The sequence below is a fragment of the Stenotrophomonas sp. SrG genome, assembly GCF_050031795.1.
GTDB lineage: Bacteria > Pseudomonadota > Gammaproteobacteria > Xanthomonadales > Xanthomonadaceae > Stenotrophomonas > Stenotrophomonas rhizophila_A.
Genome location: NZ_JBNBBE010001597.1, coordinates 1 through 232, shown reverse-complemented (window position 1 = coordinate 232; position 232 = coordinate 1). Strand labels below are relative to the sequence as shown.

General features: G+C 63.8%; 1 pseudogene. It reads left to right on the top strand.

The features are described 5' to 3' along the window. Positions 1-218: pseudogene (locus ACQG3P_RS24750) on the top strand (hypothetical protein); the annotation flags it as partial. Positions 219-232 lie beyond the last annotated feature (14 nt).

Here is a 232-nt window from a genome sequence, read left to right as displayed (position 1 = left end):
AGATGTCACTGACCGACGCGGTGGATTTCGCGCCGCTGGTCGAAGAAGTAATCCTGCGCACACCGCGCTGGTTGCCGCATTGGGTCAGCCGCGCCAACGGGCTGGACGGCATGCTGGCGTTCTCCTTGTTCGCCAATCGCATTCGCAGGGGTCAATGGGCAGCCGAGGAGGTAGTGGAGCAACCGGTGGGTACCCACCGTTGGTGGGTCCGCCGGTGACCGCACGCAATTCA